General features: G+C 60.2%; 11 protein-coding genes. 5 read left to right on the plus strand and 6 right to left on the minus strand.

Going from position 1 to position 13,779, the window contains the following annotated elements; all coding sequences use genetic code 11:
- The first annotated feature begins 9 nt into the window (after window positions 1-9).
- Window positions 10-378 (plus strand): VOC family protein, encoded by a 369-nt coding sequence (locus tag HB680_RS25995; protein ID WP_213941265.1) that lies wholly within the window; start codon window positions 10-12, stop codon window positions 376-378.
- On the opposite strand, the gene HB680_RS26000 is transcribed toward HB680_RS25995, so the two are convergent.
- The 4 genes from HB680_RS26000 to HB680_RS26015 all read right to left on the minus strand — a co-directional run bounded on the left by HB680_RS26000 (window position 375) and on the right by HB680_RS26015 (window position 5,321).
- A complete protein-coding gene (locus HB680_RS26000) occupies window positions 375-2,606 on the minus strand; it encodes an ATP-binding protein (RefSeq protein ID WP_213941266.1) in 2,232 nt (743 codons plus the stop codon). The two genes, HB680_RS25995 and HB680_RS26000, sit on opposite strands and share 4 nt — an antisense overlap.
- Window positions 2,603-3,202: a biliverdin-producing heme oxygenase gene (locus tag HB680_RS26005; protein ID WP_346657417.1), complete on the minus strand. Its 600-nt coding sequence runs from the start codon at window positions 3,200-3,202 to the stop codon at window positions 2,603-2,605. Before HB680_RS26005 ends, HB680_RS26000 begins: the two co-directional genes overlap by 4 nt.
- 377 nt (window positions 3,203-3,579) lie before the next feature.
- Window positions 3,580-4,365 carry a sulfite exporter TauE/SafE family protein gene (locus HB680_RS26010; protein WP_213941267.1) on the minus strand — a complete coding sequence of 262 codons (786 nt, stop codon included), beginning with the start codon at window positions 4,363-4,365 and terminating at the stop codon, window positions 3,580-3,582.
- Between the two features lie 218 nt (window positions 4,366-4,583).
- A complete protein-coding gene (locus HB680_RS26015; protein WP_213941268.1) occupies window positions 4,584-5,321 on the minus strand; it encodes a hypothetical protein in 738 nt (245 codons plus the stop codon).
- A gap of 235 nt (window positions 5,322-5,556) precedes the next feature.
- Here HB680_RS26015 and HB680_RS26020 point away from each other — a divergent pair, with 235 nt between their 5' ends.
- The 3 genes from HB680_RS26020 to HB680_RS26030 all read left to right on the plus strand — a co-directional run bounded on the left by HB680_RS26020 (window position 5,557) and on the right by HB680_RS26030 (window position 8,719).
- Window positions 5,557-6,702: an aldose epimerase family protein gene (locus HB680_RS26020; protein ID WP_213941269.1), complete on the plus strand. Its 1,146-nt coding sequence runs from the start codon at window positions 5,557-5,559 to the stop codon at window positions 6,700-6,702.
- Between the two features lie 696 nt (window positions 6,703-7,398).
- Complete coding sequence (locus HB680_RS26025; protein ID WP_213941270.1) at window positions 7,399-8,220, plus strand: aldo/keto reductase; 822 nt, start codon at window positions 7,399-7,401, stop codon at window positions 8,218-8,220.
- Window positions 8,221-8,248: 28 nt separating this feature from the next.
- Window positions 8,249-8,719: a DUF1810 domain-containing protein gene (locus tag HB680_RS26030; protein WP_213941271.1), complete on the plus strand. Its 471-nt coding sequence runs from the start codon at window positions 8,249-8,251 to the stop codon at window positions 8,717-8,719.
- Here the strand turns inward: HB680_RS26030 and HB680_RS26035 are convergent.
- Together HB680_RS26035 and HB680_RS26040 are read right to left on the minus strand one after the other, a co-directional pair.
- Window positions 8,684-11,044 (minus strand): DNA polymerase II, encoded by a 2,361-nt coding sequence (locus HB680_RS26035; protein WP_213941272.1) that lies wholly within the window; start codon window positions 11,042-11,044, stop codon window positions 8,684-8,686. The two genes, HB680_RS26030 and HB680_RS26035, sit on opposite strands and share 36 nt — an antisense overlap.
- 732 nt (window positions 11,045-11,776) lie before the next feature.
- Window positions 11,777-12,610 carry an SDR family oxidoreductase gene (locus HB680_RS26040; protein ID WP_213941273.1) on the minus strand — a complete coding sequence of 278 codons (834 nt, stop codon included), beginning with the start codon at window positions 12,608-12,610 and terminating at the stop codon, window positions 11,777-11,779.
- A gap of 214 nt (window positions 12,611-12,824) precedes the next feature.
- On the opposite strand from HB680_RS26040, the gene HB680_RS26045 reads away from it, so the two are divergent.
- Window positions 12,825-13,733 carry a LysR family transcriptional regulator gene (locus HB680_RS26045; RefSeq protein ID WP_213941274.1) on the plus strand — a complete coding sequence of 303 codons (909 nt, stop codon included), beginning with the start codon at window positions 12,825-12,827 and terminating at the stop codon, window positions 13,731-13,733.
- Window positions 13,734-13,779: the final 46 nt, after the last annotated feature.

Below are 13,779 nucleotides of genomic sequence, written 5' to 3' on the forward strand. Positions count from 1 at the left end.
GACCTCTCCATGAGCGCTCATCTGAACCACACCATCGTCTGGTGCCGCGATAAAAAAATCTCGGCGAACTACCTCGCCGAGATCCTCGGCCTGCCCAGCCCCGAGCCGTTCGGGCCGATGCTGATCGTCAAACTCGACAACGACGTATCGCTGGATTTCTACGACAACGACCCGCCCATCGCCTCGCAGCATTATGCGTTCCTGATCGGTGACGACGACTTCGACCAGGCCTTCGCCCGCCTGCAAGCGCGCAAGCAGCCGTGGTGGGCCGACCCGGGCAAGCAGCGGCCGAATGAGATCAACGATTACGGCGGCGGTCGGCGCGTGTATTTCGATGACCCGGACGGGCACCTGTTGGAGATCATGACCCGCCCCTAGGCACTCATCGCCGGGATGGAAAAGGTGAAAACGCTGCCCACACCCGGCTCGCTTTCGGCCCACAACTCGCCGCCGTGGGCCTGGACGATGCTGCGGCAGATGTACAACCCCAGGCCGCTGCCGTTGGGGTTGCCTTCGCGCACCGACCAATAGCGTTCGAAGATATGCGGCAATTGCACGGCATGAATACCGCCGCCATTGTCGCGCACCGAAATCATCACCTTATCGTCCGCCTGCCAGGCGTTGAGGTCGATACGCCCGCCCGCCGGGGTGAATTTAATTGCGTTGCCCAGCAGGTTCGACAACACCTGGAACAGCCGCTGCGGGTCGGCGTCGATGCTCATGCCGGCGGCGCTGCTGCAATTAAGCTCGATGCCCTTGTGCGACGTCAGCGTCACCAGCAACCCGCACGCTTGCTCCAGCAACTCGACGACATCCAGCGGTTTGCAATCCAGCGGGTATTGCCCCGCATCGAGTCTGGACTTGTCGAGCAAATCGGCAATCAACGCGTTCATGCGCGCAGTGGCTTCTTCCATGGTGCCCAGCGCGGCACTCATACGCACGGCGTGCTTGCCTTCGTCACGAGACACCAGGCGCTGCATCATGCCGCATTGCATGATGATGATCGTCATCGGGTTGCGCAGGTCGTGAGATACCACGGCCACCAGCTCATCGCGCACTCGCACGGCTTCATGTTCGCGGCGTACCTGACGAGCCAGGTCGTCTTCGATGGCCCCACGGCGCAATTGCAGGGCCGCGTAGGCATCAGCGGCACTCCACGGACGCGCCCTGCCCTCCACTTGTTGCTCCCAGACTTCGAAGGACTTACGCGGTTGCAGTCGTTGGCTGGCGTCAGTGCCGGCCACGAAATGCTCGTCGGGATTACCGCTCCATTTCATGCTCGAGCGCAATTGCGCGCCAAACCAGATCACCGCGTTGTCCACCGGTTTGGGCAGCACAAAGGCCAGCAATCCGCTGGCGACGTCGCTGTAGATGGCGCTGCCCGCGTGCAGGCTTTGCAGATGATCGGTCATTAGCAGCTCGCCGCTGTCCAGGCATTGTTCACGCACCCACAGGTGCAGCGCCCGGACTTGTTCTTCCGTCGGGCATGCGCCAATCAATTGCAAGCGGTCCTCGATCAACACCGCCACACCACTGGCCCCGGTCAGGCTCAACAGTGGTTGCGGATGATTGGCCAGACCGTCCAGCACATCGTGTTTGGCCTGACGCATCGCTGTGGTCAGTTCGTTGATCAGCAGCGACTTCTGCTCGCGCTCCATTTGCAAGTCGCGGGTTTGCAACGCGGTAATCTGCACACTGAGCAACTGGGCAATCGCGGCGCACATCGTGCGCACCGGGTGGCTGACCAACAGCGGTTCGGGATGGGCGCAAGTGATCAGGCCCCAGAGCCGATCCCGCTCCAACAATGACAGGCTCATGGAAGCGCGCACGCCCATGTTGTCGAGGTACTGGCAGTGCACCGGCGACACGCTGCGCAACATCGAGAAGCCCAGGTCCAGCGATTGCCCGGTGTCGGGGCGCAGCACCGGCAGGATCGGCACCGGCACATAACGCGCATCGGGAATCACGCGGATCCAGTTCAGGCGATACAACTCCCGGGCCTGGGGCGGGATGTCCGAGGCAGGAAAACACTGGCCGAGATAACCCGGCAATTGGCCGCCCAATGCTTCGCCAATGACCTGACCGTGACCGGCCGGTTCGAAGCGGTAGATCATCACGCGGTCGAAGCCGGTCAGGTGGCGGATTTCTTCAACGCTGACGGTGTACAGGTCCTGCAGCGTCGCGGCGGCCTGCATCCGTCGCAAGGCGCGCAGAAGAATGACGGTGTTGTCCTGGGCGGCTTCCCACCAGGGTTCCAGTTCAAGAATGATCACCGCGTCATGACGACTGAGCGAGCCATTGAAACGCTGGCCGCCGATTTCCAGCACCAGCGGATTGGCGTCTTCCAGTTCCGTCGGCAGCAGCGCCTCACGGACTTGTTCCACCGCCATCGCGCCGGTCAGCGTCGCCAACGGTTGCTGCAACAAAGCCTCGACCGAATGCCCGAACATCGCCGCGCAGTTGCTGCTGACCTGGCCGATGATCAACCCCGGTTCGCTCAGGGTCAGCAGCACGCCATGGGGCTGGATCGACCCCGGAATGCGGATCGGTTCATCGGCACATTGGGCGAGCGCGGCGTCCAGTTGTTCGGCGCTGAGACGGTTCATTGCAACACCCCGCAGCGCTCAAGCCAGTTTTCGAAAGCCTTGAAAGTCGTTTCGGCGGCCACCACTGATTGCGCCCGTTCGGCGGGGTCGCGCACCTCATACAGACACGCCAGAAAACCGCGCCACATCACCAGAGTCGAGGTGCCGTACACCGCAAAAAACCGCCCGCCCCGGTGTTCATCAATGCCCAGGCGCGAGTACAAACCGTTGCGCAGGGATTGCCCGCCCAGCGTCGCGCCCTCCAGGACGTACAACACGCCCAGCACATCGGCGACGGAGTTGATTTTCACGGAAAACGGGCACTGGGGAATCGTCGCAATCTCGTCCGCGTCCAGGCCCAACGCGTACAGGTCGGCTTCCAGAGACGGGGTTTTGCTGCGGATCAGCCAGTCCAGGTCAGGAATGGTCATGGCGGTCTGGCACAGCAGGTTTTCCAGTGGCCGGTAGAACCCGAAATAGGCCTCGATCAGGCGTGTATACAGTTCCTGGTCGGCGGTGAAAAAAGGGATGCGTTTTTCCAGCAGTTGATGTTGCTGGGTGGTCGCGATGCGCAGCTCACTGAGAATCAGCGGCAGGCTTTTGGGCGGGACGGTCACGACAAGGCGTCGAGGCAATACCCGGCTGTGTGGATTTGACGCTCAGCCACGTCGATTAACACGTGCACGTGTCACCTCTTCCTTGTCGATCACGGGGGGATGCCGACAGGTCATTCACGAAGGAATGAAAGGGTGGCTCCTCACCGTAGCATCTATGAGGTGAAAGAAGTGGTTTGTTTGCCGGGAGGGTCCGGGGTGACAGCGATTTGGCTCCCCCGTAGCAGCTGTCGAGCACCGCGAGGCAGCGTTCGGCGGCGGAGCCGTCGTCAAACCATGCACCGCGGTGTATCAGGCAAACAGCGTGCATAGCATTTGCGACGGCTTCGCCGCCGAACGCTGCCTCGCGGTGCTCGACAGCTGCTACAGAGAGTCCGCGTCTAAAACGCCAATTTGTAGCCGATCAACAGCAGCATCGTCGCCAGGCACGGGCGCAGCAGTTCGTCGGAGATGCGCCCGGTCAGGTGGCTGCCCAACCAGATCCCCGGTAGCGAACCGATCAGCAGGAAACCCAGCACATGCCAATCCATGTTGCCCATGCTCGCGTGGCCCAGACCGGCGACCAGGGTCAGGGGCACGGCGTGGGCGATTTCCGTGCCGACCAGGCGACGGGTTGGCAGCAATGGATAAAGGATAAACAGCGCCACGGTGCCCAGGGCCCCGGCGCCGATGGAGGTCAGGGCGACCATGGTGCCGAGGATCAGGCCGGTGATCACGGTCAGCACATTCAGGCGCGAACCGCTGGGGTTGTAGTTGCCGCCCGCGCGTTTGTGGGCGAAGTCGAGCAGGCGTTTCTTGAAGAAAATCGCCATGGCCGTGGCAAACAATACGAAGCCAAGGGCCTGTTTGATGATGGCGTTCATCGCCTCTGGCGCGGTGTGCAGGCTACTGAGGAACCACAAGGTCATGGCCACCGCCGGCACGCTGCCGAGGGTCAGCCAACCGGTGATCGCCCAATCGATGTTCTTGTTCTTGCGATGCACCAGCACGCCGCTGGATTTGGTAATGGCCGCATACAGCAAGTCCGTACCCACCGCCGTGGCCGGGTTGACGCCGAACCACAACAGGATCGGCGTCATCAGCGAACCACCGCCGACACCGGTCATCCCCACGATAAAACCCACCACCAGCCCAGCAACGACTAACCCGAAATTACCGAAATCCATTAACACGCCCACAAAAAACGCATGAAAAAACTGGCCCGCAGCATAGCGATTTTTCTTATAACCACTTATATCGATACGGTCTATCGTTATGCCCAACATAAATCTGCTGACACAGCGAAATCGCTGTAAGAGCTGCCGAAGGCTGCGATCTTGTGATCTTTATCTTCAAAATCAAAAGATCGCAGCCTTCGGCAGCTCCTACAGGGGCAGATCCGGGGTTACTGCACGGGCAGAAAGTTGAGGAACAACAGGCTCTGCGCGTAATTCAAACCAATCCGCCGATACCGCTCATCCAGCATCTGCGTCAGCAAATCCAGGCGCGCCACGATCTTGCCGAACTCCACGGCAAAACTCAGATTGCTGCCCTCCTCCGAGATTTCGTTGGAAAACAGTAATGGCTCGCCGTTCTTGTTTTGCCGCTGACTCAAGATCCACGTGGCTTTTTCGATGTTGCGCGCGGCGTTGCTGACGAACACCGGGTTGATCGCATCGGTCATGTAGAACTCCAGCCGATTGCCGTGGGCGGTGACCAGCATGCTGCCGATGGCATAGATGAAGGCGCCGACCCGGTCGCCCAGAAACTCCGGGCTCATGGCATAGCTCAACGCCGCCAGGTCTTTCTTGCCGCCCAGGGTCGGCAGCGGTTGTTGCAATTCGATGGCCTCGTGCACTTGCTTTTCGGCGGTGCGGGCGTCGAGGAAGCCGGATTTCTTCAGCTCCTGGGGGTTGCGCAGGTAGAGCTTGCTCATCAGCAGGTACAGGCTTTCGAGGTTGTCATGCATCGACAATGTGGCCATGCGATCGACACTGGTCTGGAGAAATTCCTGGGGCTTGCCTTCGCGGAACTGGCTGATGACGTCACTGCCCTGCTGCTGGCTGCAACCGCTGGCGAACAGCAGCGACAGGCACACAAGCAGGCGAATACGGGTTTGGAGGTGGGGTAACACTCGGGCCATGGGTTCTTGGGCTGACACATTCCTGCGCGGCGGGAGTCGCCGCAGCCTGGCCATGGATAGAGCCGGTTAATTCGAAAAAGTGCAGTGCGGGCAGCTCCGGACCGATCACCGGTTTTTTTCCGTCAGCATTTAGTCGGACTTTATTTTGGAATTCATCGATTAATCAGCTATAAATTTCCACTTAGTCAATATTTAGTATGACTACTGATCAAAACAACAAAAAGGAAGATCAACCATGCAATCCCGCTACCTGCTCTCCGGCCTCGGACTGTCCCTGATGATCGCCACCCTTCCCGCCCACGCCGCTGGTCTGTCCAGCGAACACAAAGCCTTTGGCAAAACCAATGACGGCACGCCCGTCGAGCAATACATCCTGCGCAACAGCCATGGCCTGCAAGCCACGGTCATTACCTACGGCGCCACGTTGCAGTCGCTGAAAGTGCCGGACAAAAACGGCAAGGTCGATGACATCGTGCTCGGTTTCGACGACGTCCAGGGTTATCAGGCCGGCACCGCGTACTTCGGCGCGACCATCGGCCGCTTCGGCAATCGCCTGGCCGGGGGCGCGTTCAAACTGGATGGCAAAAGTTATCAAGTGCCAAAAAACGACGGCCCCAACTCGCTGCACGGCGGCACCCAGGGTTTCGACAAACACGTGTGGAAGGCTGAACCGAGCAAAGGCAAGGATTCGGTGGGCGTGACCCTGACCTATCTGTCGAAGGACGGTGAAATGGGTTTCCCCGGCAATATGAAAACCGAGGTCACCTACAGCCTCACCGAGAACAATGAACTGCGCATCGAGTACAAGGCCAGCACCGATAAACCCACGGTGCTGAACCTGACCAACCACAGCTATTTCAACCTGGCCGGCGCCGGCAATGGCGATGTGCTGAAACAGCTCGCCACCCTGCACGCCAGCCATTACACGCCGATTGACGGCACGCTGATCCCCACCGGTGAACTGGCGCCGGTGACCGGTACGCCGATGGACTTCACCCAACCCACCGCCATCGGTAAAAACATCAAGGCTGATCACCCGCAACTGAAATTCGCCGAGCCGAAACAGGGTGGCTTCGACTTCAACTGGGCGCTGGACGCCAAGGGTGACGTGAAAAAACTCGCCGCCGATGTCAGCGATCCCCAAACCGGCCGCCGCTTGCAGCTCTACACCACCGAACCGGGTGTGCAGTTCTACACCAGCAACTTCCTCGACGGCACGGTCAAGGGCAAGGCTGGCAAGGTTTACTCGCATTGGGGCGCGTTTACCCTGGAGACCCAGCATTACCCGGACTCGCCGAACCAGCCGAACTTCCCGAGCGCGCGACTGGACCCGGGCAAGACGTACACCCAGCACACCGTGTTCAAGTTCTCCACCCAATAACTGGCTGACACCATTCCAGTAGGAGCAAAGCTTGCTCGCGAAAGCGCCGTGTCAGTCAACATCACTGTTGAATGTCACACCGCATTCGCGAGCAAGCTTTGCTCCTACAGGTGTTGTGGTGAGCCGGGCATCTGCGCATGACCACAATCCCTTGTGGGAGCGGGCTTGCTCGCGAAAGCGGTAAATCAGTCGCCATTTGTATCGGCTGACACACTGCCTTCGCGAGCAGGTCCGCTCCCACAATAGTTTCGTATGCAACCGGGCATCTGTGCAGGACCACAATCTCCTGTGGGAGCGAGCCTGCTCGCGAAGACGCCGTGTCAGTCAACATCACTGTTGAATGTCACACCGCATTCGCGAGCAAGCTTTGCTCCTACAGGTGTTGTGGTGAGCCGGGCATCTGCGCATGACCACAATCCCTTGTGGGAGCGGGCTTGCTCGCGAAAGCGGTAAATCAGTCGCCATTTGTATCGGCTGACACACTGCCTTCGCGAGCAGGTCCGCTCCCACAATAGTTTCGTGTGCAACCGGGCATCTGTGCAGGACCACAATCTCCTGCTCGCGAAAGCGTCGTGTCAGTCGACACCGATGTTGAATGATCAACCGCATTCGCGAGCAGGCTCGCTCCCACAGGGGAACCCAGCGGCTATTCTGCTGCCCACTGATGTATCGATCGCGTTTAAGAAAGGAGGTTTTATGCGGACCCTTGAACTGGCTGGCGTTCAGGTACCGATCATCGGCCAGGGCACCTGGCGCATGGGCGAGGATCGCTCGGCGTACCGTAATGAAGTCACGGCCCTGCGTCAGGGCATTGAGATGGGCATGAGCCTGATCGACACCGCCGAAATGTATGCCGAGGGCGGGGCCGAAGAGGTGGTGGGTGAAGCCATCGCCGGTCTGCGGGATCAGGTCTTTCTGGTCAGCAAGGTCTACCCGCACAACGCCAGCCGCAAAGGCATCCCCCAGGCCTGCGAGCGCAGCCTGCGGCGCTTGAACACCGATTACATCGATTTATACCTGCTGCACTGGCGCGGCCAATATCCTCTGGCAGAAACCGTCGAAGCCTTCGAGCGCCTGCGTGAAGAGGGCAAGATCGGCCGTTGGGGCGTGTCCAATTTCGACGTCGATGACCTGCACGAATTGGCCTCGAAAAACTGTGCCACCAATCAGGTGCTGTATAACCTGGAAGAACGCGGCATCGAATTCGACCTGCTGCCCTGGTGCCAGCAACAGCAAATGCCGGTCATGGCCTACTGTCCCATCGGTCAAGGTGGGCATATGCTGGTCAACTCGACGCTCAAGCAGGTGGCCGCCCGTCACGAGGCGACACCGGCCCAAGTAGCACTGGCATGGATACTGCGTCAGGACAGTGTCATCGCCATTCCCAAAGCGGTCCGACCCGAGCACGTGACGCTCAATGCGCAAGCGGCGCAGTTGAAGCTGGAAGCTACGGATCTGGAGGCGCTGGACCAAGCGTTTCGCGCGCCACAACGTAAGCAGCGGTTGGCCATGGTCTGAGCCAACCCGACCTGTAGAGGGCTTCGGAATGAGAAGCACCGATCAGCTCGACTCGTTCAACCTGCCACGCTTTGTCCAGGCACAAGACCCGGTGTTCGACAGGGTCCAGGAGGAATTACGCGCCGGCCAGAAACGCCGGCACTGGATGTGGTTCATCTTTCCGCAGATTGTCGGGCTCGGCGGCAGCGAAATGTCCCGCTACTTCGCCATCAGCTGCGCTGAAGAAGCGTCGGCTTACCTGAATCACCCGATATTGGGCCCACGTCTGCGCACCTGCACGCAATTAGTGTTGAACCTGAAAAAACGCTCGATCGCCGAGATTTTCGGCCACCCCGATGACCTCAAATTTCACTCCTCCATGACCCTGTTCGCCCAGGTCGCCCCCGATGGCAGCCTGTTCCATCAGGCGCTGGACCACTATTTCCACGGCATACAGGATGACTGGACGCTGTCGCTGCTGGACTTAAAACAAGCCCAACTGCCCACCAATCAGCGTTGAAAAGTCGTCATCGACGAACGGCAGGATCGCATCGGCCACCGGTTGCAGTTGCCGGGTGACGTAGTGATCGTAATCGATCGGCGCACTGCGGATTTCCAGCGGCTCGGGCCCGGCGACGGTGATCACGTAGCTGATCCAGCCACCGTTCTGGTATTGCCGAGGCCGGCCCTGCTGGTCGTTGTAGGCATCGGCCATCCGCGCCGCGCGCACATGGGGCGGCACGTTGCGCTCATAGTCGTCGAGGGTGCGGCGCAAGCGCTTGCGGTAGACCAGGCGATCATCGAACTCCCCGGCCAGGGTCTTGCGCACGTAATCGCGCACATAGTCCTGATACGGCTGGCGATGGAAAATCCGCGAGTACAACTCCTGCTGAAATTGACGGGCCAGCAGCGACCAGTCGGTGCGCACGGTTTCCAGGCCCTTATAGATCATTTCGTCGGTGCCATCGGCGCGGGTGACCAGCCCGGCGTAACGCTTCTTGCTGCCCTCCTCGGCCCCGCGAATGGTCGGCATCAGAAAGCGTTTGTAGTGGGTTTCGAACTGCAACTCCAGCGCACTTTCCAGACCGTATTGCTGCTGCACATGCTCGCGCCACCATTGATTGACGTGATCCACCAGAGCGCGGCCGATCTGCGCCGCTTCTTCCTGACCGTGGGCGCGCCGCAGCCAGACGAAGGTCGAGTCGGTGTCGCCATAAATCACCGCGTGACCCTGGGCTTCGATCAACTGCCGGGTGCGCAGCATGATTTCGTGGCCGCGCAGAGTGATCGACGACGCCAGCCGTGTATCGAAGAACCGGCAACCGCTGGAACCGAGCACGCCATAGAAGGCGTTCATGATGATTTTCAGGGCCTGGGACAGCGGCGCGTTGTGTTCGCGCTTGGCAGTTTCGCGGCCCTCGGCGACCCGGGCGACGATGGCCGGCAGGCAATGCCGGGTGCGGGAAAACCGCGCGCCGCGAAAGCCTGGCACCGACTCGCTGTCGTCAGGGTGCTTGAGGCCTTCGATCAGCCCTACCGGGTCGATCAGGAAGGTGCGGATGATCGACGGGTAAAGGCTCTTGTAGTCGAGCACCAGCACCGATTCGTACAGCCCCGGTTGCGAGTCCATCACGAATCCGCCAGGGCTGGCCTCGGGTGGTTTGCCACCGAGGTTTGGCGCGACGAAACCCTGGCGGTGCATCAACGGCATATACAAATGCGTGAACGCCGCCACCGAGCCGCCGCTGCGATCCGCCGGCAAACCGGTGACGCTGGCTCGTTCCAGCAGGAAAGTCAGCAACTCGGTCTTGGCGAAAATCCGCGTCACCAGTTCGCAGTCCTTGAGGTTGTAGGTGGCCAGGGCCGGTTTGTCCTCGGCGAACATACGGTTGATTTCGTCCATGCGCTGGTACGGCGTGCTGATCGCCTTGCCCTCGCCGAGCAGGGTTTGCGCAACGTTTTCCAGGCTGAACGACGGGAAACTCCAGGTTGCCGAACGCAGGGATTCGATGCCATCGATGATCAGGCGTCCGGCCGCCGCGGCGAAATAATGATTGCGGCTGCCATGTTCGCGCCACTGCATCTCTTCGCCGCCACGCCCCAGTTTCAGCGGCACCGCCAGGCGCCGGGCGTGTTCGTGGAGTACGCGCAAGTCGAACTGCACGACGTTCCAGCCGATGATCGCGTCGGGATCATGTTGGGCGAACCATTCGTTGAGTTTTTTCAGCAGCAGAGTCCGGCTGTCGCAGTATTCGAGCTGGAAGTCCACGGCGCTGGCGTCACCGTTGGGTGGGCCGAGCATGTACACCTGACGCTCGCCGCAGCCTTCCAGCGCGATGGAATACAACTCGCCTTGCGCGGTGGTTTCGATATCGAGGGACACCAGCCGCAGGTTCGGCCGGTAACCGGGGGCGGGTTTCATTTGCGCATCGAGCAACAGGCCATCAGCGCCGGGCGTGCCGCCAAATTGCACGGGGGCGGTGATGAAGCGCTCCATCATGTAGCGTTCCGGCGGGCGCACATCAGCCTCGAACATCTCGACCCCGGCCTTGCGCAGCGCGGTTTCCAGGCGCATCAACTGACCGTGTTGCTGGCAATACAGGCCGAGCACCGGACGATGTTCGAAGTCCAGCAGCGCCAGGGGCCGCAGCTCTACGTTCTTTTCCCCGCGCAATACACTTTCGGCCTGCTCGCGCTGCTCGGCCGGGATAAAGGCTACCGACGGTTGATGAGGCAGGCGGATGCGCCGGGGACCGGCGTCGGTCGCCAGCCAGAACTCGACTTCCGTGCCGGCCGGAGTATCGCGCCAATGCCGGGTCAGGACGAAGCCCTGCTGTAAATCCACCACTGCAACCTCTAGATTTGATTCAAGGCGCAATTCTACGCGGGATCGCGGGGGATAGCGTGGGGCTTATGGCTGTGGGGTGACTTTAGATCCACCCCTCACCCCAGCCCTCTCCCCAAAGGGGAGAGGGAGAAAGGGAGCAGATCTCTGTCGCTTTCAAAACCTGAGTTCAACTCGATTTTTCAGGTCGATGTAACTCGTGAAAACAAACTCCGTCGGCTCCCTCTCCCCAAAGGGGAGAGGGAGAAAGGGAGCAGATCTCTATCGCTTTCAAAACCTGAGTTCAACTCGATTTTTCAGGTTGATGTAACTCGTGAAAGCAAACTCCGTCGGCTCCCTCTCCCCAAAGGGGAGAGGGAGAAAGAGAGCAGATCTCTGTCGCTTTCAAAGCCTGAGTTCAACTCGATTTTTCAGGTTGATGTAACTCGTGAAAACAAACTCCGTCGGCTCCCTCTCCCCTCTGGGGAGAGGGGAAAAGGGAGCAGATATCTGTCGCTTCAAAACCTGAGTTCAACTCGATTTTTCAGGTCGATGTAACTCGTGAAAACAACTCCGTCGGCTCCCTCTCCCCAAAGGGGAGAGAGAGAAAGGGAGCAGATCTCTGTCGCTTTCAAAACCTGAGTTCAACTCGATTTTTCAGGTCGATGTAACTCGTGAAAACGACTCCGTCGGCCCCCTCTCCCCACTGGGGGGAGGGCTGGGGTGAGGGGTGGCTCTTGAAGTTAAAAAATCTCAGCGAATGCCTGAAGAAAACTTCCCGCGCATCATCGCCATGTACTCCATCTCCGACGTTTCGCGCCGCGCCTTTACCAACGGCTCGATATCCTGGGTCGCGACGTAGCGCAAGCGGTCAGTCCCATCGCTCGCGGCATCGACGATGACCTGCGCCACGTCCTCGGAAGTCGCCAGACGCTCGCCACGCAAGCCCTCGAAAGCCTTCATCGCGCCACTGACAAAAGCGTCGTAATCCCCCGGCGTCGTCAGCTGCGCGGCTTCCGTTGCCGAGCGCGAACCAAACCCGGTGCTGACCACCCCGCCCGGCTCGACGATTTTCACGGTGATGTTCTGCGACGCCAGTTCATAGGACAGCGACTCGGAAAACCCTTCCAGCGCAAATTTGCTGGCGTTGTAAGCCGAAATCATCGGCAAGCCAAACACCCCGGCGCCGGAACTGACATTGATAATGACCCCGGACTGACGCTGGCGAAAATGCGGCAGAATCGCCCGAGTCACGTCCATCACGCCGAAGACATTGACGTCGAACTGCTCGCGGATCTTCTCCCGGGAAGTACCTTCGAACACGCCGAACAGACCAAACCCGGCGTTGTTGACCAGCACATCGATCTTGCCGAAACGCTCGATCCCTGCGGCTATCGCGGTGTCGATACTGGTCGGGTCCTGGACGTCGAGGCGGGTGACCAGCACGTTGTCGAGGGTTGCCAACGCAGCGCCGGCGGCAGGGTTGCGCATCGTGGCGATGACGTTCCAGCCCTGGGCGGCGAACCGTAGCGCGGCGGATTGGCCGAAGCCGGTGGAGGCGCCGGTGATCAAAACAGTCTGGGTCATGTGAAATTCCCGATCAAAAATGAAGATCCCCTTGTGGGAGCGGGCTTGCTCGCGAATGCGGTGGGTCAGTCGCCATAGGTATTGACTGACCCACCGCATTCGCGAGCAAGCCCGCTCCCACAGGGTTCAGTGGTGAGTCAGGACGAAGGTAAGCGCCAGCCATCCTTCAAACAATCGGGCTAATATGGGATGAACTGATGCAGGAAACAGCACAATGCAAAAGATGGGCTTGCTGGAACTCAATGCCGTGGTCGCCGTTTCAACCCACCGCAGTTTCCGTCGCGCGGCGGATGAACTGGGCATGTCGCCCTCGGCCATGAGCCATGCCATCGCCGCGCTGGAGCAACGCATGGGCGTGCGGCTGTTCAATCGCACCACCCGCAGCGTGTCGTTGTCGGAGGCTGGCGAGCAGTTTCTGGCTCGGGTACAGCCGGCGTTGCATGAGATTTCGGTGGCGATGGAAGCGGTGAACCAGTTTCGCGACACCCCCAGCGGCACCCTGCGGATCAACGCCACCGAAGCCGCGGTGCAGATGATCATGACCCCGGTGGTGGTGGAATTCCTCAAACGTTACCCGGACATGCGCCTGGACATCGTCACCGACACCGCGCTGGTGGACATCGTCGCCGACGGTTTCGATGCCGGTATCCGCCTGGCCGACAGCGTGCCGCTGGACATGATCGCCGTGCCTTGCAGTCCACCGCTGCAATTTGCGGTGGTCGGTTCGCCGGAGTATTTCGCCCGCCATGGTAAACCGCGCTCACCGGCCGACCTGGCCAAGCACAGCTGCATTCGCACGCGGTTTGCCAGCGGCGCGCTGTACCGTTGGGAATTCGAGAAGCGCGGGCATCAACAGATCATCGACGTCAACGGCCCGCTGACCCTCGACAGCCATCAACTGATCGTCGACGCCGCGCTGCAAGGCGTTGGTCTGGCCTGTACCAGCGAACATTCGATTGCCGGGCATCTGGCTGCCGGTCGGCTAATCCGGGTGCTGCAAGACTGGCTGCCGCCCTACCCCGGCCTGTGCCTGTATTACCCGGCCAATCGACACGTGCCCGCCGGTTTGCGCGCGTTTATTGACCTGGTTCGTGAGGTTTACGGAAGAAAAACCGCCGAATGACGTTTTTTGCGCGTTATCTGCCGCTTTCTGCCTTGCCCTGAACGCT

This window comes from Pseudomonas sp. dw_612, assembly GCF_018449725.1.
In the GTDB taxonomy this organism is placed as follows: domain Bacteria; phylum Pseudomonadota; class Gammaproteobacteria; order Pseudomonadales; family Pseudomonadaceae; genus Aquipseudomonas.

Excerpts from the sequence above, each read along its gene's own strand:
- HB680_RS26020 (WP_213941269.1), top strand. The coding sequence starts at position 5,557 with ATGCAATCCCGCTACCTGCTCTCCGGCCTCGGACTGTCCCTGATGATC.
- HB680_RS26010 (WP_213941267.1), bottom strand. The coding sequence starts at position 4,365 with ATGGATTTCGGTAATTTCGGGTTAGTCGTTGCTGGGCTGGTGGTGGGT.
- HB680_RS26000 (WP_213941266.1), bottom strand. The coding sequence starts at position 2,606 with ATGAACCGTCTCAGCGCCGAACAACTGGACGCCGCGCTCGCCCAATGT.
- HB680_RS26045 (WP_213941274.1), top strand. The coding sequence starts at position 12,825 with ATGCAAAAGATGGGCTTGCTGGAACTCAATGCCGTGGTCGCCGTTTCA.
- HB680_RS26030 (WP_213941271.1), top strand. The coding sequence starts at position 8,249 with ATGAGAAGCACCGATCAGCTCGACTCGTTCAACCTGCCACGCTTTGTC.
- HB680_RS26040 (WP_213941273.1), bottom strand. The coding sequence starts at position 12,610 with ATGACCCAGACTGTTTTGATCACCGGCGCCTCCACCGGCTTCGGCCAA.
- HB680_RS26015 (WP_213941268.1), bottom strand. The coding sequence starts at position 5,321 with ATGGCCCGAGTGTTACCCCACCTCCAAACCCGTATTCGCCTGCTTGTG.
- HB680_RS26025 (WP_213941270.1), top strand. The coding sequence starts at position 7,399 with ATGCGGACCCTTGAACTGGCTGGCGTTCAGGTACCGATCATCGGCCAG.
- HB680_RS25995 (WP_213941265.1), top strand. The coding sequence starts at position 10 with ATGAGCGCTCATCTGAACCACACCATCGTCTGGTGCCGCGATAAAAAA.